The organism is Brachybacterium horti (genome assembly GCF_054777615.1).
Genome location: NZ_BAAHAM010000002.1, coordinates 45267 through 66868 on the forward strand (window position 1 = coordinate 45267; position 21602 = coordinate 66868).

The 21602-nt window shown below is 72.9% G+C and carries 19 protein-coding genes; 11 read left to right on the forward strand and 8 right to left on the reverse strand.

Going from position 1 to position 21602, the window contains the following annotated elements; all coding sequences use genetic code 11:
- Nucleotides 1-20: 20 nt before the first annotated feature.
- Both ACYVAP_RS05445 and ACYVAP_RS05450 read left to right on the forward strand, forming a co-directional pair.
- Nucleotides 21-920, forward strand: coding sequence for a bifunctional methylenetetrahydrofolate dehydrogenase/methenyltetrahydrofolate cyclohydrolase (locus ACYVAP_RS05445; protein WP_498859888.1), 900 nt, complete (start codon nucleotides 21-23; stop codon nucleotides 918-920).
- Between the two features lie 139 nt (nucleotides 921-1059).
- A complete protein-coding gene (locus tag ACYVAP_RS05450; RefSeq protein WP_343906063.1) occupies nucleotides 1060-1884 on the forward strand; it encodes an exodeoxyribonuclease III in 825 nt (274 codons plus the stop codon).
- Between the two features lie 102 nt (nucleotides 1885-1986).
- Here ACYVAP_RS05450 and ACYVAP_RS05455 read toward each other — a convergent pair whose 3' ends face one another.
- Genes ACYVAP_RS05455 through sdhC form a run of 4 tightly spaced genes read right to left on the reverse strand, consistent with a single transcriptional unit; the run spans nucleotide 1987 to nucleotide 5417 of the window.
- Entirely contained in the window at nucleotides 1987-2751 is a 765-nt protein-coding gene (locus ACYVAP_RS05455; RefSeq protein WP_343906061.1) for a succinate dehydrogenase iron-sulfur subunit, read from the reverse strand.
- On the reverse strand, nucleotides 2751-4526 hold the full coding sequence (gene sdhA, locus ACYVAP_RS05460) for a succinate dehydrogenase flavoprotein subunit (RefSeq protein WP_137770318.1): 1776 nt from the start codon (nucleotides 4524-4526) through the stop codon (nucleotides 2751-2753). Before sdhA ends, ACYVAP_RS05455 begins: the two co-directional genes overlap by 1 nt.
- Before the next feature lie 49 nt (nucleotides 4527-4575).
- The gene (locus ACYVAP_RS05465; RefSeq protein WP_137770319.1) at nucleotides 4576-5037 is read right to left on the reverse strand and encodes a succinate dehydrogenase hydrophobic membrane anchor subunit; all 462 of its coding nucleotides are present in this window, start codon (nucleotides 5035-5037) and stop codon (nucleotides 4576-4578) included.
- A 2-nt stretch (nucleotides 5038-5039) separates the two neighbouring features.
- Nucleotides 5040-5417, reverse strand: coding sequence for a succinate dehydrogenase, cytochrome b556 subunit (gene sdhC, locus ACYVAP_RS05470; protein WP_103385101.1), 378 nt, complete (start codon nucleotides 5415-5417; stop codon nucleotides 5040-5042).
- A 276-nt stretch (nucleotides 5418-5693) separates the two neighbouring features.
- Between sdhC and ACYVAP_RS05475 the strand changes: the two genes are divergently transcribed.
- The 8 genes from ACYVAP_RS05475 (at nucleotide 5694) to ACYVAP_RS05510 (ending at nucleotide 16036) form a co-directional block, all read left to right on the forward strand.
- A complete protein-coding gene (locus tag ACYVAP_RS05475; RefSeq protein ID WP_498859889.1) occupies nucleotides 5694-6881 on the forward strand; it encodes a mannose-1-phosphate guanylyltransferase in 1188 nt (395 codons plus the stop codon).
- A gap of 127 nt (nucleotides 6882-7008) precedes the next feature.
- Nucleotides 7009-8262: an amidohydrolase gene (locus ACYVAP_RS05480; RefSeq protein ID WP_498859890.1), complete on the forward strand. Its 1254-nt coding sequence runs from the start codon at nucleotides 7009-7011 to the stop codon at nucleotides 8260-8262.
- A gap of 199 nt (nucleotides 8263-8461) precedes the next feature.
- A complete protein-coding gene (locus tag ACYVAP_RS05485; RefSeq protein ID WP_498859891.1) occupies nucleotides 8462-9580 on the forward strand; it encodes a BMP family lipoprotein in 1119 nt (372 codons plus the stop codon).
- Between the two features lie 109 nt (nucleotides 9581-9689).
- Complete coding sequence (locus tag ACYVAP_RS05490) at nucleotides 9690-11261, forward strand: ABC transporter ATP-binding protein (protein ID WP_137770322.1); 1572 nt, start codon at nucleotides 9690-9692, stop codon at nucleotides 11259-11261.
- The gene (locus tag ACYVAP_RS05495; RefSeq protein WP_498859892.1) at nucleotides 11258-12862 is read left to right on the forward strand and encodes an ABC transporter permease; all 1605 of its coding nucleotides are present in this window, start codon (nucleotides 11258-11260) and stop codon (nucleotides 12860-12862) included. Before ACYVAP_RS05490 ends, ACYVAP_RS05495 begins: the two co-directional genes overlap by 4 nt.
- The gene (locus ACYVAP_RS05500; RefSeq protein ID WP_498859893.1) at nucleotides 12859-14199 is read left to right on the forward strand and encodes an ABC transporter permease; all 1341 of its coding nucleotides are present in this window, start codon (nucleotides 12859-12861) and stop codon (nucleotides 14197-14199) included. Before ACYVAP_RS05495 ends, ACYVAP_RS05500 begins: the two co-directional genes overlap by 4 nt.
- 17 nt (nucleotides 14200-14216) lie before the next feature.
- On the forward strand, nucleotides 14217-14678 hold the full coding sequence (locus ACYVAP_RS05505; RefSeq protein ID WP_137771705.1) for a cytidine deaminase: 462 nt from the start codon (nucleotides 14217-14219) through the stop codon (nucleotides 14676-14678).
- A 50-nt stretch (nucleotides 14679-14728) separates the two neighbouring features.
- Complete coding sequence (locus ACYVAP_RS05510) at nucleotides 14729-16036, forward strand: thymidine phosphorylase (RefSeq protein ID WP_498859894.1); 1308 nt, start codon at nucleotides 14729-14731, stop codon at nucleotides 16034-16036.
- 95 nt (nucleotides 16037-16131) lie between these two features.
- Here ACYVAP_RS05510 and ACYVAP_RS05515 read toward each other — a convergent pair whose 3' ends face one another.
- From ACYVAP_RS05515 to ACYVAP_RS05530, 4 genes are all read right to left on the reverse strand, one after another.
- The gene (locus tag ACYVAP_RS05515) at nucleotides 16132-17193 is read right to left on the reverse strand and encodes an NUDIX domain-containing protein (RefSeq protein ID WP_498859895.1); all 1062 of its coding nucleotides are present in this window, start codon (nucleotides 17191-17193) and stop codon (nucleotides 16132-16134) included.
- Nucleotides 17194-17451: 258 nt separating this feature from the next.
- Nucleotides 17452-18459, reverse strand: a complete 1008-nt coding sequence (locus ACYVAP_RS05520) for an L-idonate 5-dehydrogenase (protein ID WP_498859896.1) — start codon at nucleotides 18457-18459, stop codon at nucleotides 17452-17454.
- A 49-nt stretch (nucleotides 18460-18508) separates the two neighbouring features.
- Nucleotides 18509-19300 (reverse strand): FadR/GntR family transcriptional regulator, encoded by a 792-nt coding sequence (locus ACYVAP_RS05525; protein ID WP_498859897.1) that lies wholly within the window; start codon nucleotides 19298-19300, stop codon nucleotides 18509-18511.
- On the reverse strand, nucleotides 19290-20714 hold the full coding sequence (locus ACYVAP_RS05530) for an NRAMP family divalent metal transporter (RefSeq protein WP_498859898.1): 1425 nt from the start codon (nucleotides 20712-20714) through the stop codon (nucleotides 19290-19292). The genes ACYVAP_RS05525 and ACYVAP_RS05530 overlap by 11 nt, the downstream gene beginning before the upstream one ends.
- A 130-nt stretch (nucleotides 20715-20844) precedes the next feature.
- On the opposite strand from ACYVAP_RS05530, the gene deoC reads away from it, so the two are divergent.
- A complete protein-coding gene (deoC, locus tag ACYVAP_RS05535; RefSeq protein WP_264450277.1) occupies nucleotides 20845-21513 on the forward strand; it encodes a deoxyribose-phosphate aldolase in 669 nt (222 codons plus the stop codon).
- Nucleotides 21514-21602 lie beyond the last annotated feature (89 nt).

Here is a 21602-nt window from a genome sequence, read left to right on the forward strand (position 1 = left end):
CGCTCCCCGGAAGGAGCCCCATGACCGCTCAGATCCTCGACGGCAAGGCCACCGCGAAGGCCATCAAGGCCGAGCTCGCCGAGCGCGTCAGCGCCCTCGTCGACGCCGGCCACCCCCAGCCCGGCCTCGCGACCGTCCTCGTGGGGGAGGACCCCGGCAGCGCCGCGTACGTGCGTGGCAAGCACCGCGACAGCGCCCAGATCGGCCTGAACTCGATCCAGCGCCACCTCCCGGCGGAGACCACCCAGGCCGAGCTCGAGGCCGTCATCGACGAGCTCAACGCCGATCCGGCGTGCACCGGCTACATCGTGCAGCTGCCGCTGCCCGCGCACATCGACACCGACGCGATCCTCGAGCGGATCGACCCCGCGAAGGACGCCGACGGCCTGCACCCGATGAACCTGGGCCGGCTCGTGCTCAACGCCTACGGCCCGATCTCCACGCCGCTGCCCTGCACCCCGCGGGCCGTCGTCGAGCTGCTGCTGCGCCACGACGTGGACCTCAAGGGCAAGGACGTCGTCGTGGTGGGTCGCGGCGTGACCGTCGGCCGCTCGATCGGGGCGCTGCTCACGCGCCGCGCGATCAACGCGACCGTGACCCTCACCCACACCGGCACCCGCGACCTCCCCGACCACCTGAAGCGGGCGGACGTCATCGTCGCCGCGGCGGGCGTCGCGCACCTCGTGCGACCCGAGGACGTCAAGCCCGGCGCGATCGTGCTCGACGTGGGCGTCTCCCGGGTCGAGGACCCCGAGGGCGGGAAGGCGACGCTCGTGGGTGACGTGGACCCGGCCGTCGCCGAGGTCGCCTCCTGGATCTCCCCGAACCCCGGCGGTGTGGGCCCCATGACCCGCGCGCTGCTCGTGCAGAACGTCGTCGAGATGGCGGAGCACGCCGCAGGGGCCGGCCCCGCCGCCTGACCCGCTCGCCGCACGCGCACGAGGCCGCCCCGGCCGGTGATCGGGGCGGCCTCGTCGCGTGCGGACGCCCCCCGGTGACGGCGCTCCGGGGGAGGGGCGCGGGCGGCGGGCGTCGGCCCGCCCTGGAATACTGGCGGGCATGACCTTCACACTCGCCACCGTCAACGTCAACGGCCTGCGCGCCGCCGCCCGGAAGGGCATGGGCGACTGGCTCGCCGCGACCTCCGCGGACGTCGTCACCCTCCAGGAGGTGCGTGCGCCGGACGAGCTGCTCGCCGACCTCATGGGGGAGGGCTGGAGCATCGTCGGCGAGGCGTCACGGCTCAAGGGCCGTGCGGGCGTCGCGATCGCGGCCCGCACCTCGCTCGAGCGGATCGATCTCGAGGGCGTGCGGCGCGGCCTGCCCGGCCTCGAGGAGGAGGACGCGCACTCGGGCCGCTGGCTCGAGGCGGACCTCGGCGACCCCCTCGGCGACGGCCAGGACCTCACCGTCATCTCCTGCTACATGCACTCCGGCAGCGTCGACAAGCCGCAGACGATGGTCGACAAGTACGCCTTCCTCGACGTCGCCCTCGAGCGCCTCGCCGCGCTGCGGGCCGACGGCCGCCACGTGGTCCTCACCGGCGACCTCAACATCGCCCACCAGAACAACGACATCAAGAACTGGAAGGGCAACCTGAAGTCCGCCGGGTTCCTGCCCGAGGAGCGCGCCTACCTCGACCGCCTCCTCGTCGAGGGCGACTGGGTCGACGTGCACCGCCGTCTCGCCGGCGACGTCCCGGGTCCCTACACGTGGTGGTCGCAGCGCGGGAAGGCCTTCGACAACGACTCGGGCTGGCGCATCGACTACCAGCTGACCACCCCGCACCTGGGGGAGCGGGCGACCGCCGCGCAGGTGGACCGCGCCCCGAGCTACGACACCCGCTGGTCCGACCACTCGCCGCTCGTGGTCACCTACGACTGATCCGACGCCCTCCTCCGGGACGACGGAGCGCCCGGCCCCCTCGAGGGGGCCGGGCGCTCCGTCGTGCGGGGGCCGCCCCGCAGGTGGGCGGGCCCCGCAGGATCAGACGCGACCGCGGATGACGGCCTGCTTGACCTCGGCGATGGCCTTGGTGACCTGGATGCCCCGGGGGCACGCCTCGGAGCAGTTGAAGGTCGTGCGGCAGCGCCACACGCCCTCCTTGGAGTTGAGGATCTCCAGACGCTGCTCGCCGGCGTCGTCGCGCGAGTCGAAGATGAAGCGGTGCGCGTTGACGATCGCGGCCGGGCCGAAGTACTGCCCGTCGGTCCAGAACACGGGGCAGGACGAGGTGCACGCCGCGCACAGGATGCACTTGGTGGTGTCGTCGAAGCGCTCGCGCTCCTCCGCGGACTGCAGGCGCTCGCGGCTGGGCTCCTGACCCTTCGCCACGAGGAACGGCATGATCTCGCGGTAGGACTCGAAGAACGGGTCCATGTCGACGATGAGGTCCTTCTCCACCGGCAGGCCCTTGATCGGCTCGACCAGGATCGGCTTGGAGATGTCGAGGTCCTTGAGCAGTGTCTTGCAGGCCAGACGGTTGCGGCCGTTGATGCGCATCGCATCGGAGCCGCACACGCCGTGCGCGCACGAGCGGCGGAAGCTCAGCGAGCCGTCCAGGTGCCACTTGATCTCGTGCAGGGCGTCGAGCACACGGTCGGTGCCGTGCATCGTGACGGTGAAGTCCTCCCAGGAGGAGTCCTTCCCGGAATCCGGGTCGAAGCGGTTGATGCGGAGGGTGACCTCGAAGGAGGGGATCTCCGCGGCGGAGGCCTCGGGGGCCGGGGTCTTCTCGGCGACGGCGGTCATCAGAACGTACGCTCCTTCGGCTCGTAGCGCGTGATCACGACGGGCTTGGTGCCGAGCCGGATCGAGGTGCCCTCGGCACCCTCCTCACCCTCGAGGGTGCGGTAGTACATCGTGTGGTGCAGGAAGTTGACGTCGTCGCGCTTGTCGAAGTCCTCGCGGAAGTGGCCGCCGCGGGACTCCTTGCGGTACAGCGCACCGAGTGCGACGGTCTCCGCGAGATCCAGCAGGAAGCCGAGCTCCACGGCCTCGAGCAGGTCGAGGTTGTAGCGCAGGCCCTTGTCCTGGACGGCGACGGTCTCGTAGCGCTTCTTGAGCGCCTCGATGTCCGCGAGCGCCTTCCGGCAGGTCTCCTCGGTGCGGAACACCTGGACGTTGGCGTCCATGGTCTCCTGCAGGTCGCGGCGGATGTCCGCGACGCGGTCCTCGGTGGCCGGGCGGTCGCGGAGACGCTGCAGCAGCTCGACCGTCGGGATCTCGACGCCCTCGGGCAGCTCGGGGGACTCGACCGTCGCCGCGTGCTCCGCGGCGGCGATGCCGGCGCGGCGACCGAAGACGTTGATGTCCAGCAGCGAGTTCGTGCCCAGGCGGTTGCCGCCGTGCACGGACACGCAGGCCACCTCGCCCGCGGCGTACATGCCGGGGATGACGTCCTCCGCGTTGCGGAGCACCTCGCCGCGGATGTTCGTGGGGATGCCGCCCATGGCGTAGTGCGCGGTGGGGAACACCGGCACCGGCTCCGTGTACGGCTCCACACCCAGGTAGGTGCGGGCGAACTCGGTGATGTCCGGGAGCTTCGCGTCGATGTGCGCGGGCTCGAGGTGGGTGAGGTCCAGCAGCACGTAGTCCTTGTTCGGACCGCAGCCGCGGCCCTCGCGCACCTCGTTGGCCATCGCGCGGGCGACGACGTCGCGCGGGGCGAGGTCCTTCAGCGTCGGCGCGTAGCGCTCCATGAAGCGCTCCATGTTGCTGTTGCGCAGGATCGCGCCCTCGCCGCGGGCCGCCTCGGAGAGCAGGATGCCCAGGCCCGCGAGGCCCGTCGGATGGAACTGGAAGAACTCCATGTCCTCGAGCGGGATGCCGCGGCGCAGCACCATGGCGGGGCCGTCGCCGGTCAGCGTGTGCGCGTTCGAGGTGGTCTTGAAGACCTTGCCGAAGCCGCCGGAGGCGAAGACCACGGACTTCGCACGGAAGACGTGGATCTCGCCGGTCGCGAGCTCGTAGGTGACCACGCCGGAGGCGCGGACGCCCTCGTCGGTGCGAGGGTCGCCGGTCATGAGGACGTCGAGCACGTAGTACTCGTTGAAGAACTCCACCTGCTGCTTCACGCAGTTCTGGTAGAGGGTCTGGAGGATCATGTGGCCGGTGCGGTCCGCGGCGTAGCAGGCGCGGCGCACGGGCGCCTCGCCGTGCTCACGCGTGTGGCCGCCGAACCGGCGCTGGTCGATCTTGCCCTCGGGCGTGCGGTTGAACGGCAGGCCCATCTTCTCGAGGTCGAGCACCGCGTCGATGGCCTCCTTGGCCATGACCTCGGCGGCGTCCTGGTCCACCAGGTAGTCGCCGCCCTTGACGGTGTCGTAGGTGTGCCACTCCCAGTTGTCCTCCTCGACGTTGGCGAGGGCGGCGCACATGCCGCCCTGCGCCGCGCCGGTGTGGGAGCGGGTGGGGTAGAGCTTGGTGACGACGGCGGTGCGGGCGCGCTTGGAGGCCTCGAGGGCGGCGCGCATGCCGGCGCCGCCGGCGCCCACGATCACCACGTCGTAGTCATGAGTCTGCATGGTCGGTGAGTGCTCCGTTTCGATCGCGATATGCGGGACGGCCGAGCCGTCAGCCCTGGCAGACGGCGGGCAGGAGGCTGGGCTCCGCGCCGGCCGGGCAGGGGTTGAAGGTGAAGATCACGAGGGTGCCGAGCACGATCGTGACGACCACGGCGACGAGCAGCAGGCCCTTGAGGACCAGGCGCGGCGTCGAGGAGCGGGCGTAGTCGTTGATGATCGTGCGCACGCCGTTGCCGCCGTGGATGAGGCCGAGCCACAGCATGAGCAGGTCCCAGACCTGCCAGAAGGGGTTGGCCCACTTGCCGGCGACGAAGGCGAAGTCGATGCCCTTGACGCCGAGGCCCAGCCAGAGGTTCACGAAGAGGTGGCCGAAGATGAGGATCACGAGCAGGGCGCCCGAGGCGCGCATGAACATCCACGAGAGCATCTCGGTGTTCACGCCGCGCTGGCCGGTGCGGCGGTAGCGCGTGGTGGGATCGGGGATCCGCGTGGGGGAGGTCTGTGCGCTCATGGTCAGGCTCCGAACATGTGCATGAGGTGGCGGGGGAGGAAGCCGGCCATGAGGACCACCCACAGCACGACGACGCCCCAGAACAGGCCGCGCTGGTGCTTGGTGCCCTTCGACCAGAAGTCCACCAGGATGATGCGGAGGCCGTTCAGCGCGTGGAACACCACGGCGCCCACCAGGCCGATCTCGCCGAGGCCGAACACCACCGTCTTGTAGTGCCCGATCACCTCGTTGTACGCCTCGGGGGAGACACGCACGAGGGCGGTGTCGAGGACGTGGACGAGCAGGAACAGGAAGATGAGCATCCCTGAGATGCGGTGAGCGACCCAGGACCACATGCCCTCGCGTCCGCGATACAGCGTCCCGGATTGGGCGGAAGCCACGGAGTTCCTCCAGAAGCGTCGGTTGAGTCGTCGGCGGACGGGATGACGGGCGGGCCCGCAGGGACCTGTCGCGCCGCACCCGGCCCGACGGCTGCAGGGCCCGCACTGGGGACCCGCAGAGGGCCGGTTCACGACACGGCGACATCATCATCGCCCCCGACAGGGGCCCGGCCAGCGTAACACCATGACGTGCGCTTTCTGTCCCGCTCGCGGCGGTGTCGGGTCGGTCCCCGGCGCCTCCACGGAGGGGTTGCAGAACGCCGCTACCCTGGCCGCATGCCCGAGGCCCCCTTCGTCCCTGTCATCCCCGCGGGCGGCTCCGGCACCAGACTGTGGCCGCTCTCACGGCGTGAGCGCCCCAAGTTCCTGCTCGATCTGACCGGCACCGGATCCTCCCTGCTCGAGCAGACCCTCGAGCGCCTGCTCCCGCTGGCCGACGCTCCTCCCGTGGTCGTCACCGGCGCCGTGCACCGGGCCGCGGTCGAGGAGCAGGCCGACGGGCGCGCGCGCGTGATCGCGGAGCCCTCGCCGCGCAACTCGATGCCCGCGATCGCGCTCGCCGCCGCCGTCGTCGAGCGGGAGATGCCGGACGCCGTCATCGGCTCCTTCGCCGCGGACCATCTGGTCGCCGACACCGCCGCCTTCGCCGAGGACGTCCGCGCCGCGCGCGCCGCCGCGGAGGACGGCCACCTCGTCACCCTCGGCATCGTCCCCACGCACCCGGCGACGGGCTTCGGCTACATCGAGCGCTCCACCGCGCCGGTGGCGTCCGTCCTCGAGCGCGCGGGGGCGCTGCCCGTCTCACGGTTCGTCGAGAAGCCGACCCGGGAGGTCGCGGAGGAGTTCCTCGCCTCGGGCCGGTTCCTGTGGAACGCCGGCATGTTCGTGGTCCGCGCGCGGGTCCTGCTCGACGAGCTGGCCGTGCAGATCCCGCCGCTCGCCGAGGGTGTGCGCAGGATCGCCGCGGCCCGCGGCACGGAGAAGGAGCAGGAGGTGCTCGAGGAGGTCTGGCCCTCGCTGCTCTCGATCGCGATCGACCACGCGCTCGCGGAGCCGCTCGCCGCGCGCGGCCGCGTGGCCGTGGTGCCGGCCCGCTTCGACTGGGACGACGTCGGCGACTTCGCCGCGCTGGCGCGGCAGCTGCGCTCGCCGGCGGCCGGCGGCGGCGTCCGGACGGTCGGTGCCGCCGACGGCACCGTCCGCGCGGAAGGTGTCGACGGGGCCGGTGACGGCGCCGGAGGTGGGGGAGATGTCCGGGTGCTGGGCACCGCCACCGTGGATGCCGTCGGCTCCCGGGCCACGGTGTACGGTGCCACGCATCGTCACGTGGCCCTCGTCGGCCTCGACGGGATCACCGTGGTCGATGCCGAGGACGCCCTCCTCGTGCTCGACGAGGACCACGCCCAGGAGCTCACGCGGATCGTCTCCGCCCTGTCCGGCGCCGGGAGGGACGACCTGCGCTGAGGTCCGCGCGGGGACGGGGAGCAGGAGCAGGGCCGGGCGGGGGGAGACCCGGCAGTCGCCGCCCGCGACCGCGGGCGGCCAGGATCGAGGGACGGGCCCCAGGGACCGCCCGGAAGGCAGGACGCACGTGCAGGCGCAGCAGGTTCAGCAGGAGCAGCACCCGGGCGGACCGGAGCAGGCGATGTTCGGCCCCGACGGGCTCATCATGCGCACCGTCCACGAGCGCTCCGACCACCTGCGGGGGATCCGCCGCCACCTCCACCGCCACCCCGAGCTCTCCCACGAGGAGCACGGCACCACCGACTACATCGCCGAGCAGCTCGAGGCGCTCGGGCTGAGCCCCGTGCGCATGCCCCGCACCGGGCTCATCTGCGACGTGCCCGGCAGCGACCCCACCCTGAAGCCCGTCGCCCTGCGCGCGGACATGGACGCGCTGGGGATCCCCGAGCTCTCCACCGTCTCCTTCCGCTCGAGCGTCGAGGGCGTCTCCCACTCGTGCGGCCACGACGTGCACATGAGCGCCGTGCTCGGCGCGGCCATGGCCCTCGTGCGGGTCGCCGAGGAGGGGCACCTGCGCCGCGGCGTGCGCCTGATCTTCCAGCCCTCCGAGGAGCGCCACCCCTGCGGCGCGCTCGAGCTGATCGGCGAGGGTGTGCTCGACGGCGTCGACTCGATCTTCGCCCTGCACTGCGACCCGGGCGTCGACGTGGGTCACGTGGGACTCAAGGTCGGCCCGATCACCTCCGCGACCGACCCGGTCAAGGTGCAGGTGCGCGGTGCGGGCGGCCATACCTCCCGACCCCACCTCACGCAGGACCTCGTCTTCGCGCTGAGCTCGATCGCGACCGGCCTGCCCGCGGCCCTCACCCGTCGCATGGACCCCCGCTCGGGCGTGAACCTCACCTGGGGCTCGATCCACGCGGGATCCGCCTTCAACGCGATCCCCAGCGCGGGCACGCTCGAGGGGACGCTGCGCTGCCTGGACCACGACGCCTGGGACCGCGCGGAGGAGCTGCTCGAGGAGCTCCTCGCCGATCTCGTGCGGCCGTGGGGCGTCGAGGCCCGCGTGACCCATGACCGCGGCGTGCCGCCGGTCTCGAACTCCGCCTCCTCGACCGCGGTGCTCGAGGCCGCCGCCTCCTCCGTGCTGGGCCGCGAGAACGTGGACCCCACCGCGCAGTCCCTGGGCGGCGAGGACTTCGCGTGGTACCTCGAGAAGGTGCCCGGCGCGCTCGCCCGGCTCGGGACGCGCACGCCCGGCGGCCGCAGCTACGACCTCCACATGGGGGACCTCATGATCGACGAGCGCGCGATCGGCAACGGCGCCGCGGTGCTCGCCACGGCGTGCCTGCAGCGCGACCTCGTCGCGCAGCGCGGCTGAGGCGCCGCGCCCCCGGGCGAGCACGACGGTCGCCTGCCGGCCATCTGCCCGTCGCCCGCGCGACGATTTCATAACGGTTCGAGACCGGGACCGCGACGGCGTCTCACGGAGTGTGCGGCGCGGCTAGTCTCCGGAGGACTGCGACGTGGTGACGCCCGACACCGGGCGCGTCCGGCATCCCTTTCCTCGGAGGAACTTCATGAAGAGCATCTCGCGCGCGATCGCCCTCACGGGCGCCGGCATCCTGACCCTGGCGGCCTGCGGCGCCCCGCCCGAGGAGTCCGCCTCCTCCGGTGGCAGCGACGGCGGCTCCGGGGCGACCTCGGACTTCAAGGCCTGCATGGTCTCCGACTCCGGCGGCTTCGACGACAAGTCGTTCAACGAGTCCGGCTTCACCGGGCTGACCGCCGCGAAGGAGAAGCTCGGCATCGAGACCACCACCGCCGAGTCCACCGACCCGGCCCAGTTCGCGACGAACATCGACAACCTGGTCTCCCAGGACTGCAACCTCATCTTCACCGTGGGCTTCCTCCTCGCCCCGGCCACGGGCACCGCCGCCCAGGCCAACGAGGACGTCGAGTTCGCGATCATCGACTCCACCGCGCAGGACGCCGACGGCAACGCGATCGAGGTCGGCAACGTCAAGCCGCTCTCCTTCGACACCGCGCAGGCTGCTTATCTCGCCGGCTACGTCGCCGCGGGCACCTCGAAGACCGGCAAGGTCGCCACCTACGGCGGCATGCAGATCCCGACCGTCACCATCTTCATGGACGGCTTCGCGGACGGCGTCGCCAAGTACAACGAGGTCCACCAGGCCGACGTGCAGCTCATGGGCTGGGACAAGGACACCCAGAAGGGCTCCTTCACCGGCGACTTCGAGGACCAGTCCAAGGGCAAGGCGCTCTCCGACACCTTCTACTCCCAGGGTGCGGACATCGTCATGCCGGTCGCCGGCCCCGTCGGCTCCGGGACCCTCGCCTCCGCGAAGGAGGCCGACGGCCGCTACGTCGTGTGGGTGGACTCCGACGGCTACGAGTCCGTGGACGACGACGCCGCGAAGCCGCTCATCCTCACCTCGGTCATGAAGGGCATCGCCCCCGCCGTCGAGGACGTCGCCACCGCCGCCTCCTCCGACGACTTCTCCAACGAGCCCTACGTGGGCACGCTCGAGAACGAGGGCGTGGGCCTCGCCCCGTACCACGACCTCGACGCCCAGGTCCCCGACGAGCTCAAGTCCGAGGTGGACCAGCTCAAGGCCGACATCATCTCCGGGACGATCACCGTCGAGTCCGACGCCTCCCCGCAGAACCTCGGCTGAGACCGAACACCTAGGTGGCCGCCGCCCCCGTCGGGACCCTCGACGGAGGCGGCGGCCACGCCCCTGCGGCGCCGACCCGGCACCGCCCACCCCGACGGAGAGAGCAGGCGTGAAGCTCGAGCTCAGAGGGATCACGAAGGTCTTCGGCACCTTCGTGGCCAACGACGCGATCGACCTCGTGGTCGAGCCCGGAGAGATCCACTCCCTGCTGGGGGAGAACGGTGCGGGCAAATCCACCCTCATGAACGTGCTGTACGGGCTCTACCGGCCCGACGGCGGCGAGATCCTCCTGGATGACGAGCCCGTCCGCTTCAGCGGCCCCGGCGACGCGATGCGCGCCGGCATCGGCATGGTGCACCAGCACTTCATGCTCGTGCCGCCCTTCACCGTCGCCGAGAACGTCATGCTCGGCAACGAGCCCGGCACCTTCGGGTTCCTCGACCTCGCCTCCGCCCGCCGCACCGTGCGCGAGCTCTCCGCCCGCTTCGGCTTCGACATCGACCCCGACGCCGTGGTCGAGGACCTGCCCGTCGGCGCCCAGCAGCGCGTGGAGATCATCAAGGCCCTCTCGCGCCAGGCGAAGGTCCTCGTGCTCGACGAGCCCACCGCCGTGCTCACCCCGCACGAGACCGACGAGCTCATGGGCATCATGCGCCAGCTGCGCGACGAGGGCACCTCGATCGTCTTCATCACGCACAAGCTCCGCGAGGTCAAGGCCGTCGCGGACCGCATCACCGTGATCCGCCGCGGCCGGATCGTCGGCACCGCCGATCCCTCCGCGGACCAGACCGAGCTCGCCTCCCTCATGGTGGGCCGCTCCGTCGCCCTCGACCTCGACAAGGCCCCCGCCGCCCCCGGCGAGGTGGCCCTCGAGGTGCGCGGCCTCGGCGTGACCGACGCCGACGGCGTCGTGCTCCTGGACGACGTGGACCTCGACGTGCACCGCGGCGAGGTGCTCGGCGTCGCGGGCGTGCAGGGCAACGGCCAGACCGAGCTCACCGAGGCCCTGCTGGGCCTGCAGAAGGGCGCCCGCGGCTCGATCCGCCTCGACGGCGCCGAGCTCGTGGGCCGCAGCACCCGCCAGATCCTCGACGCGGGCGTGGGCTTCGTGCCCGAGGACCGCACCCACGACGCGCTCGTCCCGGACTTCTCCGTCGCGGAGAACCTCGTCCTGGACCAGCACCACCGCGCGCCCTATGCGACCGGCGTGCTCCTGCACCCCGAGGCCGTGCGCCGCCGCGCGACGGCGGAGGTCGAGGAGTTCGACGTCCGCACCGGATCGATCGACGACGCCGTCTCGACCCTCTCCGGCGGCAACCAGCAGAAGGTCGTCATGGCCCGCGCCCTGGGCCGCGACCTCTCCCTGTTCATCGCCTCCCAGCCCACCCGCGGCGTGGACGTGGGCTCGATCGAGTTCCTCCACCGCCGCATCGTCGCCGAGCGCGACAAGGGCACCCCGGTCATCATCGTCTCGACCGAGCTCGACGAGGTCATCCAGCTCTCCGACCGGATCGCCGTGATGTACCGCGGCGGGATCCTCGGCATCGTCCCCGCGGACGAGGACCGTGACGTGCTGGGCCTCATGATGGCCGGCTACACCGCGGAGGCCGCGCGCGAGGCGGTCGCCGCGGGCGCCCGCACCAGCGACACCACGCTCGCCGACGAAGGAGACATCGTATGAGCGCCCCCACCGAGGGCCAGGCGCCCGCGGTCGCCCCCGGCACCGCCACGCAGCCCGGCGACCCCGGCACCCCCGGAGCCGAGGCCGCCGAGCGCTCCGCCGGCTCGGTGCTGCAGTCGATCGCGCGCAGCAACGTGCTCGTCGTCGTGCTCGCCTTCGTCTTCGCCTTCGTCGTCGGCTCCGTGCTGATCCTCGTCTCCGACGTGGACGTGCGCGCCGCGGCGGGCTACTTCCTCTCTCGTCCGGGCGACCTCATCGGCGCCTCGTGGACGGCGATCACCGAGGCCTACGCGGCGATGTTCCGCGGGGCCGTCTTCGATCTCCCCGGCGCGCGCAAGGTCGCCGGCGACATCGCCGAGCGCGGCGGCAGCGGGCTGTACCTGCTGATCCCCGCCTTCCTGCGCGGGATCAAGCCGCTGCTGGAGACCCTCACCGTCGCGACCCCGTTGATCATCGCCTCCGTCGGCATGGCGGTCTCCTTCCGCTCGGGCCTGTTCAACATCGGCGGCACCGGCCAGCTGATCGTCGGCGCGACCGCCGCGGGCTACGTCGGCTTCGCGGTGGACCTCCCTGTCGTGGTCCACCTGCTCGTCTGCATCCTCGCGGCGATCGTCGCGGGCGGCCTCTACGGCGGCGTCGCCGGCTTCCTCAAGGCCCGCTTCGGCGCGAGCGAGGTCATCACGACGATCATGCTGAACTGGATCGCGACCTACGCCCTCGCGTTCGCGCTGACCACCTCCGCCTTCACGGGCGCGAACAAGGCCCAGCCCACCTCTCCCGCGATCGCGGGGACCGCGCGCCTCCCGCTCCTCGCGGGCGACCAGTACCGCCTCCACCTGGGCCTGGTCGTCGCGCTCCTCGCGGTGATCTTCCTGTGGTGGCTCATGAGCCGCTCCACGCTGGGCTTCCGCTTCCGGGCCGTGGGCTCGAACCCGCGCGCCGCGGAGGTCGCCGGCATCGACGTGGGTCGCAGCGCGATCGGCGTCATGGTCGTCGCGGGCGCCCTCGTGGGCCTCGCGGGCGGTGTGCACGTGCTCGGCACGGAGCAGCGGCTGACCGGCTCGATCGCCGGGTCCATCGGCTTCGACGCGATCACCGTCGCCCTGCTGGGCCGCTCCGGCCCCGTCGGGATCCTGCTCGCGGGCGTGCTCTTCGCGGGGCTCTCCACGGGCGGGCGGTTCATGGAGTCCGCGCAGGGCGTCCCGATCGACCTCGTGCAGGTCATCCAGGCGCTCGTGGTGCTCTTCATCGCCGCCCCGCCGCTCGTGCGCTTCCTCGTGGGCCTCGGCGGCGTGGACCGCCCCCGCGCCCCGCGCCGACGCACCGCGACCGGCGCGCACGCCGCCCCGGTCCTCGCGGCCGACGCCGCCGCGGTCGCCTCCGCGGAGGGGCCCGCCGCCCCGCGCGAGGGCGCCCATCGCGCCCCGGTCGAGCCCGCGGCAGGCGACGCCGGTGACGGCGGCGCGCAGCCGCCGGGCCCGCCCGGCGATCCTGCGGAACCCGTCGGCCCTGTCGACTCGGCCGATCCCGCCGACACCGTCGGCACCGACAGCACCGTGGACCCCAGCGGCCCCGACGCCCCGAAGGGGGAGGACGCATGAGCACCCTCGTCCAGGACCCGGGCCCCGCGACCGCGGACGCCCCCGTCGTTCCCGTGCGCACCTCCGAGCGTCTGCGCTCCTGGTGGCACCTGCCCACCGCGCTGACGGTGCTCGCCCTCGCGGCGCTGCTCGTCTTCGGCCTCGGCTCGCCCGCGGCGGACTCCACCACCTTCCGCCTCGCCGCCGAGGGCGACCTCAACCCCGGTGGCATCGTCCCCGGGGACGTCGCGATCCCGGCGCGCGTGCTCGCGATCGTCCTCGCGGCGCTCTGCCTCGTCATCGCGGGCGTGCTCTGGTGGGCCTCGGCGACGGTGACCGCGCTGGGTCGTTGGCGCACCGCGCTCGTGGTCGTCTTCGGCCTGCTGTGGGTGATCGCCTTCCTCGACTGGGCCTTCCACGGCGCGACCGTGGACGTCGGCGCCATGCTGCAGACCATGATGGTGCTCGCCGTGCCGCTCGCCTTCGGCGCCCTCTCCGGCGTGCTCTCCGAGCGCTCCGGCGTCATCAACATCGCGATCGAGGGCCAGCTGCTCATGGGCGCCTTCGGCGCCGTGCTCGTGGGCTCGATGGTGGGCAGCCCCTGGGCGGGCCTGGTCGCCGCGCCCGTCATGTCCCTCCTGATCGGCGTGCTGCTCGCCCTGTTCGCCGTCGGCTACCGGGTCCAGCAGATCATCGTCGGCGTCGTGCTCAACGTCTTCGCGATCGGCCTGACGAGCTTCTTCTTCGGCACCGTCATGAAGCAGAACCCGCAGATGTTCAACCAGCCGCTGCGGCTGCCGACCCTGCGCATCCCGCTGCTCGCCGACCTCCCCGTGATCGGCCGGGTGCTGTTCGAGCAGAACATCCTCGTCTACCTCATGTGGATCATCGTCGCGGTGCTCACCGTCGCCCTGTTCCGCACCCGCTGGGGCCTGCGCGTGCGCGCCGTCGGCGAGCACCCCCGCGCCGCGGACACCGTCGGCATCAACGTCAACGGCACCCGCTGGGGGAACGTGCTGCTGGGCTCCGCCGTCGCGGGCCTCGGCGGGGCGACCCTCACCATCGGCACCGGCGTCGCCTTCGGCGAGGAGATGAGCGCCGGCAAGGGCTACATCGCCCTCGCCGCGATGATCCTGGGCCGCTACCACCCGGTGGGCGCGCTCGCCGCGGCGCTGCTGTTCGCCTTCACCGACGCCCTCCAGCTGCGGCTGGGCACCCTGCCCACCGGGAGCGGCGCCGGCATCCCGAGCCAGTTCCTGCTCATGCTCCCGTACATCGTCACCCTCTTCGCCGTCGCCGGCGTCGTGGGCCGCGTGCGCGTCCCGGCCGCCGACGGCGTGCCCTACGTGAAGCAGTGACCATGGGGGAGCGGCCGATGACGGCGAACGGCACCGGAGACGGCGCCGGCACGGCCGACGGTCGGGCCGGCGAGGAGTTCGCGGAGCTGCTCGCCGCGGCCCGCGAGATCGCCGAGCGCGCCTACACCCCGTACTCGCACTTCCGGGTGGGCGCCGCCGCGCTCACCGAGGACGGCCGCCTCGTGCGCGGCTGCAACGTGGAGAACGCCGGCTACGGGGTGACCCTGTGCGCCGAGTGCGGGCTCATCAGCGAGCTCGTCGCCGGAGGCGGCGGCCGGCTCTCCCGCTTCGTGTGCGTGGGCGGGGACGAGCACCTGGGCCGGGACGAGCGGCAGGTCGTCATGCCCTGCGGGCGCTGCCGGCAGCTGCTCTCCGAGCACGCGGGGGAGAGCCTGGTGGTGCTCACCCCCGCGGGACCGTGCACCATGGACGAGGTGCTCCCGCAGGCCTTCGGGCCCGCGGACCTCGAGCTCCCCTGACCCCGACACCGACGCCGGTACCGCCACCGACACCGCTCCTGAGGAGACCGATGAACCAGCCCGCCCCCGCCGTCGAGCCCTTCGACGCGGTCGACGTCATCCGCACCAAGCGGGACGGCCGCACCCTCGAGCCCGCCCAGATCGACTGGGTCATCGACGCCTACACCCGCGGCGTCGTCGCCGAGGAGCAGATGGCCGCGCTCGCCATGGCCGTCTTCCTCAACGGCATGGACCGCTCCGAGATCGCCCGCTGGACCGCCGCGATGATCGCGAGCGGCGAGCGCATGGACTTCTCCGCGCTCGCGAAGCCCACCACGGACAAGCACTCCACCGGCGGCGTGGGGGACAAGATCACCCTCCCGCTCGCCCCGCTCGTCGCCTCCTTCGGCGTCGCCGTCCCGCAGCTCTCCGGCCGCGGCCTCGGCCATACGGGCGGCACGCTCGACAAGCTCGAGGCGATCCCCGGCTGGCGCGCCGCGCTCAGCAACGACGAGATGATGCGCCAGCTCGACGAGGTGGGCGCCGTGATCTGCGCGGCCGGCTCCGGCCTCGCCCCGGCGGACAAGAAGCTCTACGCCCTGCGCGACGTCACCGGCACCGTCGAGGCGATCCCGCTCATCGCGAGCTCGATCATGTCCAAGAAGATCGCCGAGGGCACCGCCGCGCTCACGCTCGACGTGAAGACCGGCGCCGGGGCGTTCATGACCGACGAGGCCGACGCCCGCGAGCTCGCCCGCACCATGGTGGACCTCGGCACCGACGCGGGCGTGCGCACCGTCGCCCTGCTCACCGACATGTCCGCGCCGCTCGGCCGCACCGCCGGCAACGGCCTCGAGGTGCGCGAGTCCCTCGAGGTGCTCGCGGGCGGCGGCCCGGCCGACGTCGTCGAGCTCACCGTCGCCCTCGCCCGCGAGATGCTCGAGGCCGCGGGCGTGCACGACGCGGACGTCGAGGCGGCGCTGCGCGACGGCCGCGCGATGGACTCCTGGCGCGCGATGATCGCCGCCCAGGGCGGGGACGTGGACGCCCCGCTGCCCACGGCGAAGCACGTCGAGGAGCTGCGCGCGACCGAGGACGGCGTGGTGACGGGGCTCGACGCGATGGGCGTGGGCGTCGCCGCCTGGCGGCTCGGAGCGGGCCGCTCCCGCCCGGGCGAGGCCGTGCAGGCCGCCGCGGGCGTCGAGATCGAGAAGCACCTCGGCGACGAGGTGCGCGCCGGGGACGTCCTCGCCCGCCTGCACACGGACACCCCCGAGCGGGTGGCCCGCGCGCTCGAGGCGATCGAGGGCTCCTGGACCCTCGCCGCTCCCGGCACCGCCCTGCCCGAGCGCCGCATCGTCATGGACCGCATCGCCTGACGTCTGGCAGCGGCTGCACCACGGCCCCTGTCCCGCAGGCGCGGGGCAGGGGCCGTGTCACGTGCAGAGGCGGTGCGTCCGCGACGCCGCGGCCCTCAGGCCCGTCGCAGCGCCGGCAGGATGTGCTCGGTCATGAGCGGGGCGAGGCGGGGACCGGGAGCCGGGTCGTCGACGCTGATCCAGCGGTGGTCCGCGAGCTCGGCGCGCACCGCGAGCGGCTCCGGCAGGGCCGTGCGGCAGCGGAACACGGTCGAGCGCACGCGCGTGCCGGGCTCGTTCGCGGCGACCGCCTCGAACTCGCCGAGCACCTCGAGGTCCTCCGCGCGCAGCCGCACGCCGATCTCCTCCTCGACCTCCCGCAGGGCAGCCGCGAGCGGGCTCTCCCCGGGCTCGAGCTTCCCGCCCACCTGCATGTAGGAGCCGGTGCCGCGCTTGCGGACCGTCAGCAGCTCCACGCCGCCCTCACCCTCGCGGAGGAAGGCGACGGCCGTGATCTCCAGGACCGTGGGTGCCCCGGCGGTCCAGCGCTGGCGGCGCTCCGCCTCGGCGAGCTGGGTGAGGCGGCGCAGCAGGGCCGTCCCCTCGTGGAGCCCCACCGGCCGCATCCCCGCACCGCGCCAGCGCTCGAGGTCACCCCGCTGCTCCCGGGCGAGGGCCCAGCCGCGGCGCAGCAGCGTGAGCGGCGGCTTGCGGCCCTCGCGGAGGTCACGGGTGAGGCGCAGGGCGAACACCACGGGCACCGGCCGGTGCAGCACGATCGCATCCGCGAGCAGGCCCAGCGCCCGCAGCGGGGCGATGAGCTCCGCCGCGAAGATCCCCTCGGCGATGACGAGCTCCGCGCCGCCCACGTCGAGCGTGGTGGTGCCCGTGCGGCGGGAGCGGGGGATCGAGTAGACGGGCACCTGGGCGCTGCCCTCGTGGGCGAGGGAGACGAGCGCCTCGAGCGCGGCCCCGGCGTCCCAGGAGGCCGGGTCGTCCCAGTCCACGATGCCGAAGCGGCGGGGGAGGGAGGGATCGTCGTGGTCCCGGTAGAACTCGTCCAGCGGCACCGTGGGGAGCCCGGCGCGGCGGGACATCTCGCCCTTCCCGCTGCCCGAGGGCCCGGCCACGATGACGATCCGGCGCGGCGGGCTGGAGGCGGCAGCGGGAGCGGTCATGGACGTCGATTCTAGGCGCGGCGCCGGGCCTCGCTGTCCCGACACGGGACTGATGCACGTCGAGGTGACCGTCAAGGAACCCTCCGGGCGCGGGGAGGCGAGCAGCGGATCGAGGACGTGGAGCCCCGTCCCCGGCTCCCGTCGTCCCCGCCGAGCCGGCTGCAGTCGGGATCGACGTCGGACCCGCCCACGCGAGGACGGGGACACCGATCCGCATACGTGCCGGTCCCGGGGCGGGCACCACGTTCCCGGGATCGCTCAGGCGATCGTGAGCACGACCTTGCTGGAGCCGCGGCCCGCCGCCGCCTCGAAGGCGGCCTCCGCCTGGTCGAGGGGGAACTCGTCGCTGATCACCTGCTCGGCCTCGGGCGTGGTCGCGAGCAGCTCCACGGCGCGCTCGATCTCGTCGACGAAGCGGAAGGTGCCGCGGTAGTCGATCTCGCGGGTGACGAGGGTCGCGAGGGTCACCTGGACGGGGGTCGTGGGCAGATTGCCCACCTGCACGACCACGGAGGCTCGGGCGGCGTTGCGCAGGATCCCCTCGAGGGACGGGGCGACGCCGGCGGCCTCGAAGGCGACGGTGAACTCCTCGTCGAGGTCGTCGGGGGACTCGGCGGCGACGTCGGCCCCGAGGGCGAGCGCACGATCGCGGGCCACCTCGGAGAGGTCCACCGCGGTGATGCGGCGGGCTCCGGCGGCGCGGGCCGCGAGCACGACGAGCAGGCCCACGGGGCCGCAGCCGCTCACGAGCACGTGCTGGCCGGTGACGTCCCCGGCGCGGGAGACGGCGTGCATGGCGACGCCGAGCGGCTCGGCGAGCACGGCCCGTCGGGTCGAGAGGCCCTCGGGGAGCGGCACGACCTGGTCCGCGTCGACGGTGACCGACTCGGCGAAGGCGCCGTCGGTGTGCGGCTCGTGCTGGGCGGAGCCGAAGTAGGTCAGCTGCGGATGGAGGTTCTCGCGGCCGGCGAGGCGCTCGGGGAGCTCGCCGTGCGTGCGTGCCGGGTGGACGGTGACGCCCTGGCCCACGGCGAGGCCGGTGACGCCCTCGCCGAGCTCCGCCACGCGGCCGGAGATCTCGTGGCCGAGCACGAAGGGGTGGCGCATGAGGGCGGTGCCGGTGCCGCCGTGCTTCCAGTAGCCGAGGTCCGATCCGCAGATGCCGCCGTACTCGACGGCGATGCGGACCTGGCCGGGGCCGGGCGGGACGATCTCTCGCTCGGCGAGGCGGAGGTCGCGGACGGCGTGGATCTCGAGGCTGCGCATGAGGGTGGTCCTTCCAGGATCGGGATGGGTCGTTCGGTGGGTGGGGTGGTCAGCGGCGGACGGCGAAGTCGGCGGCGGCGGTCATGTGCGCGTCCATCGCGGCGGCCGCGGCGGCGGCGTCCCCGGCGAGGATCGCGGTGACGACGGCGCTGTGCTCGTCGTGCTCGGCGCCGACGAGGCCGCGCTGCTCACGGGTCACGCGCAGCTCGCGCATGGCCCGGAACAGCGGCCCGCTCACGGCGTCGAGCACGCCCTGCAGGGCGAGGTTGCCGGAGAGGTGGGCGATGAGCGCATGGAGCTCGAGGTCCAGCCGCGGGTACTCCTCGGCGTCGCCGAGCGCTTCCCCCATCCGGGCGAGCAGCTCCTCGAGCTGCTCGCGCCCGTCGGGATCGGCGGCGAGGCGATCCGCCGCGAGGGAGGCCGCGCGCACCTCGAGCGGAGCACGGAGGTCCATGAGCACGAGGAAGCCGTCCCCGGGGGTGTCGCGGATCGCGCGGGAGAGGTAGAAGCGCACGATCGAGCTGTCCGGGGGCCGGACGCGGGCGGCACGGCCGTTGCTGATCTCGACGATGCCGAGGGCCGCGAGGGCGGAGAGCGCCTCGCGCACCACGGCCTTGGAGACCCCGAACTGCTCCGCGAGGGTTCCCGCGGAGGGGAGGGCGTCCCCGGCGCCGAGGTGCTCGTCGTCGATGAGCGCGAGCACCGCGTCCCGGGCCCGGTCCACCAGGGTCTCGCGGGACAGGCCGTCGGAGCCGTCGGCCGTCGACGGCGCCGCGAGATGGCGGCGGGCGGCGTCGCCGAGCGGGAAGCCCGCGCCCTCGACGGCGGTCTCAGAAGGCATTGACCAGTCCGATCACGCCCACCGCGATGATCGCCGCGGCGGAGATCCACAGCATGACCTCCGTGGGTCGGCCGTCGCGGATCCGCGGGTCCGTCTGGGTGCGCGCGAGGTGGACCGTCGCGATGGCGGCACCGATCAGGTACACCGCGTTGAGGATGCCGGCGATGATCACGAGCAGCAGCGGTGAGGAGGCGATGGTGCCCAGCAGGCCCCAGCCGATCGGCAGGATGATCATGATGATCCGCTGCCAGCGGTTCCGGGCGGTCTGGTCGCGCCAGTCGTAGGCGCCTAAGACGGCGAGGGTCTGGCCCACGATCCGGCTGAGGCTCGGGACGTTCGCGAGGATCGTCTTGAACAGCGCGAGCCCGGCGCCCACGAGGAAGAGCACGCCGCCCCAGGTGCCGACGGCGGAGTCGAAGATCGAGGAAATCGTCACCATGACCTCGTTGCCCTCGGGGACGAGCCCCTGCGGGTGCAGCACGGCCGCGCCGAGCATGTAGAAGGCGGCGGTGGAGGCGGTGTAGACGACCCAGCTGACCCAGGCGTCGACCTTCATGACGGAGATCCAGCCGCGGGCGCGGGTGACCCAGCCGGGGGTGCCGTCGTTCGGGCCGGTCCAGGCGGCGTAGCCCTTCTCGACGACCCAGTAGGTGTAGGCGGTGGTCTCGCCGGCGCCCACGCCGGTCATGCCGAACATGGCGATGGCGACGCCGATCGCGCCCGCCGCGACCTGGAAGCGCAGGCCGCCGCCGAGGTCGCCGAGCGTCCAGGCGAACTGCGTGCCCTGGAGCAGGAAGACCATGGCGATCGCGAAGAGCGTCACGGCCAGGACGAGCACGGTGGAGATGCGCTCGACGACCGCGTAGCGGTTCAGGGAGTGGATGGCGATCGCGACGACGACGAGGATCGCGACCCAGCTGCCGATCGAGAGCAGCGAGTACGGCTCGGGGCCGATCGGCAGGAGCGAGGAGAAGGCGAAGGCCGAGGCGCTGATGACGCCCGCCTGGCCGATGAAGAACTGCAGGAGCATGAGCAGCTGGAGCCAGGCGATCCAGCCGCGCCTCCCGATCCTGGGCGGGACGTCGTCGTAGCCGTCCACGGCGGTGCGGCCGGTGGAGATGGACCAGCGGGCGAGCTCGATCTGCACCCAGACCTTGAGGAAGGTGGAGACGAGCACGAGCCACAGGAGCATGAAGCCGACGGTCGCGCCGAGGGCGGTGGCGGTCAGCAGCTCGCCGGAGCCGACGACGGCGGCGGAGGTGATCATGCCGGGGCCGAGGAACTTCAGCTTGCCCCGCAGGGTGGAGGGCGGCTCGGCGATCTGCGAGCCGTCCACGACGTAGGGGTCCACCTCCTTGGACAGGATGGTGGTGCTGGGGGCGTCCGCGGGGGCGGGGCCGGGGGACGTCGCCATCGACGCTTCTCCTTCGTGGGGCGGGGCGCTCGCGGAGGACCGACGGCGCCGTACGCGCGCAACCTATCAGATAGCTCGACAGGTGCGATGCTGCGGTCCGTCAGTGCTCGATCGTGGGAGGATTCGGGACATGACGAACCCCGCTGCCGGCACCGATCTCGCCGCCCTCATCGACCACACCCTGCTCAAGCCCGAGGCCACCCGCGAGGACGCCCTCGCCCTCGCCCGCGAGGCGGAGGAGCTCGGCACCTACTCCATCTGCGTCTCCCCGTCGATGCTGCCGATCGAGACGACCGTGAAGGTCGCGACCGTCTGCGGCTTCCCCTCGGGTCAGCACGCCCCCGCCATCAAGGCCGCCGAGGCCGCCGACTCCGTGGCCAAGGGCGCCGACGAGGTCGACATGGTCATCAACGTGGGCCTCGCCCGCGCCGGTGAGGACCAGGCGCTCGAGGCGGAGATCCGCGCCGTGCGCGAGGCCGCCCCGGCCCCCGTGGTGCTCAAGGTGATCATCGAGTCCGCCGCGCTCACCGACGAGCAGATCGTCGCCGCCTGCGAGGCCTCCGAGCGCGCCGGCGCCGACTTCGTGAAGACCTCCACCGGCTTCCACCCCGCGGGCGGCGCGAGCGAGCATGCCGTCCAGCTCATGCGAGCGACCGTGGGCGACCGCCTCGGCGTGAAGGCCTCCGGCGGCATCCGCACCCGCGAGGCCGCAGAGGCGATGGTCGCCGCCGGCGCGAACCGACTGGGCCTGTCCTCCTCGCGCGCGATCCTCGAGGGCGGGACCGGCACCGGCTACTGAGCAGCAGCCCGCACACTCGCGACGGAGGGCGGCCGGGACCACGTGGTCCCGGCCGCCCTCCCGTGTCGGTGCGCTCCTCGATGCCCCGT

What these genes read in the sequence shown, in the direction of transcription:
- ACYVAP_RS05445 (WP_498859888.1), top strand. Translation starts at nt 21, where the DNA reads ATGACCGCTCAGATCCTCGACGGCAAGGCCACCGCGAAGGCCATCAAG.
- ACYVAP_RS05450 (WP_343906063.1), top strand. Translation starts at nt 1,060, where the DNA reads ATGACCTTCACACTCGCCACCGTCAACGTCAACGGCCTGCGCGCCGCC.
- ACYVAP_RS05455 (WP_343906061.1), bottom strand. Translation starts at nt 2,751, where the DNA reads ATGACCGCCGTCGCCGAGAAGACCCCGGCCCCCGAGGCCTCCGCCGCG.
- sdhA (WP_137770318.1), bottom strand. Translation starts at nt 4,526, where the DNA reads ATGCAGACTCATGACTACGACGTGGTGATCGTGGGCGCCGGCGGCGCC.
- ACYVAP_RS05465 (WP_137770319.1), bottom strand. Translation starts at nt 5,037, where the DNA reads ATGAGCGCACAGACCTCCCCCACGCGGATCCCCGATCCCACCACGCGC.
- ACYVAP_RS05475 (WP_498859889.1), top strand. Translation starts at nt 5,694, where the DNA reads ATGCCCGAGGCCCCCTTCGTCCCTGTCATCCCCGCGGGCGGCTCCGGC.
- ACYVAP_RS05485 (WP_498859891.1), top strand. Translation starts at nt 8,462, where the DNA reads ATGAAGAGCATCTCGCGCGCGATCGCCCTCACGGGCGCCGGCATCCTG.
- ACYVAP_RS05495 (WP_498859892.1), top strand. Translation starts at nt 11,258, where the DNA reads ATGAGCGCCCCCACCGAGGGCCAGGCGCCCGCGGTCGCCCCCGGCACC.
- ACYVAP_RS05500 (WP_498859893.1), top strand. Translation starts at nt 12,859, where the DNA reads ATGAGCACCCTCGTCCAGGACCCGGGCCCCGCGACCGCGGACGCCCCC.
- ACYVAP_RS05505 (WP_137771705.1), top strand. Translation starts at nt 14,217, where the DNA reads ATGACGGCGAACGGCACCGGAGACGGCGCCGGCACGGCCGACGGTCGG.
- ACYVAP_RS05510 (WP_498859894.1), top strand. Translation starts at nt 14,729, where the DNA reads ATGAACCAGCCCGCCCCCGCCGTCGAGCCCTTCGACGCGGTCGACGTC.
- ACYVAP_RS05515 (WP_498859895.1), bottom strand. Translation starts at nt 17,193, where the DNA reads ATGACCGCTCCCGCTGCCGCCTCCAGCCCGCCGCGCCGGATCGTCATC.
- ACYVAP_RS05520 (WP_498859896.1), bottom strand. Translation starts at nt 18,459, where the DNA reads ATGCGCAGCCTCGAGATCCACGCCGTCCGCGACCTCCGCCTCGCCGAG.
- ACYVAP_RS05525 (WP_498859897.1), bottom strand. Translation starts at nt 19,300, where the DNA reads ATGCCTTCTGAGACCGCCGTCGAGGGCGCGGGCTTCCCGCTCGGCGAC.
- ACYVAP_RS05530 (WP_498859898.1), bottom strand. Translation starts at nt 20,714, where the DNA reads ATGGCGACGTCCCCCGGCCCCGCCCCCGCGGACGCCCCCAGCACCACC.
- deoC (WP_264450277.1), top strand. Translation starts at nt 20,845, where the DNA reads ATGACGAACCCCGCTGCCGGCACCGATCTCGCCGCCCTCATCGACCAC.